The 1619-nt window shown below is 55.7% G+C and carries 1 pseudogene; it reads right to left on the reverse strand.

The window, feature by feature from the left end:
• Window positions 1-1619: pseudogene (locus tag ABS766_RS16685) on the reverse strand (hypothetical protein); the annotation flags it as partial.

The following is a 1619-nucleotide window of genomic DNA, read 5'->3' on the forward strand; positions in this document are numbered from 1 at the left end:
AGGTACGGGATGGGCAGGGCTGCCGTAGGGTCGCCTGCCTGGGCTTCGCCCGGGGTGGCATAAAAGCTTACATTATAGCCCGCCTGGCTGTTGGTTACCTCATCTTCAAGGCTGGAAAGGTCAAACTCGCCCTGCCCGGAGGCTTCTTCACACGCATAGAAATCATCCATAGCGGTGTTGATTACCGGAAGCGGGTTAACGATAAGCTCAAAAGAAGCGGTGCTTACGCAACCATACTGGCTTTCTACCCGTACCCATACCGTAGCGGTACCGCTCTGGTAGGCTGACGGGTTGGCTATAGGCTGGGTGCCGGCCTGGGCTTCGCCCTGGCTGGTGTAGTAGCTTACTGTATCGGTAGGCTCTGAGGTAGCCTCGCCGTCTTTGGTGGTCAGGTCAAACACTTCAACACCATCAGGGGAGTTGTTATCGTCGCACAGCACATAATCGGTAATTGCGGGGATTACAGGCCTTGGGTGTACTATAAGGTCAACGGTCTCTATGGTATAACACTCGGTAGTGCTGCCGGCTACCACAACCCTGATGTATACCGGGGACACTACGTTTACATAGGCCGTAGGGTCCGGTATGGCATTGGCATTGTCGCCATCCTGGGCATCGGCCAGGGTTTCATAATAGGTTATGGTGTAGCCGGGCTGGTTTTGTGTTACCTCTGCACCGGCGGGGGTAAGGTCAAAAGCGGTAAAGCCGTCGGCATTGTCATCACAGGCTTCAAGGGCGGTGGCGGCGGCCAAAACAGGGGCAGGTACTACCTCCAGCTCCAGCGGGGTTACGGTCCAGCACCCGGTGGCATCATCCACCACCAACGCATAGACTATAGCATCAGCCGACTGGTACGGGCTGGGAAGCGATACAGCAGGGTCTGCGCCCTGGGCATCGGCCTCTGTAGCATAGTAGCTTACCGTATAGCCTGAAGCGCCATCGGTTACCGTGGCATCATAATCCGACAACATAAAGCTGCCTTCGCCGGGGGCTACTTCACACGACTGGAACGGGGCCATAGATGCGTTGGTAACCGGTACCGGGTTTACGATAAGTTCTATCGGGGCGGTGCTCACACAGCCGTACTGGCTCTCTACACGTACCCATACCGTAGCCGTAGGGCTCTGGTAGGCATCCGCGGCAGCTATGGGGGCGGTACCCGACTGGGCATCGGCCTCACTGGTATAATAGCTTACCGTATCGGTAGGCTCTGAGGTGGCCTCTGCGTTTTTGGTGGTCAGGTCAAAAATGGCCTCGCCGTCGTTAGTAAGGTAGCTGTCGCACACCACATAATCCGTGATCGCTGGGATAACCGGAAGCGGGTGTACTATCAAGTCAACTGTTTCTATCGAATAGCAGTCGTTGGTGCTGCCTTCTTCCACTACACGGATGTAAATGGTTTGTGCGTCGGCCACCGTAGTAGTATATGCAGCTGGGGTAGCTATGGCTGTGGCGCTGTCGCCATCCTCGGCCTGCGTTAGATCTTCATAATAGGTAATGGTATAGCCTGCCTGGTTCTGAGTTACCTCAGACCCCGAAGGCGTCAGGTCAAACTCCGCCAAACCGTCCGTGTCATCGTCGCAAACCTCTAAAGCCGTAGAAGGTACTAAAACAGGGGC

This window comes from Flavobacterium rhizosphaerae (assembly GCF_046000445.1).
GTDB lineage: Bacteria > Bacteroidota > Bacteroidia > Flavobacteriales > Flavobacteriaceae > Flavobacterium > Flavobacterium rhizosphaerae.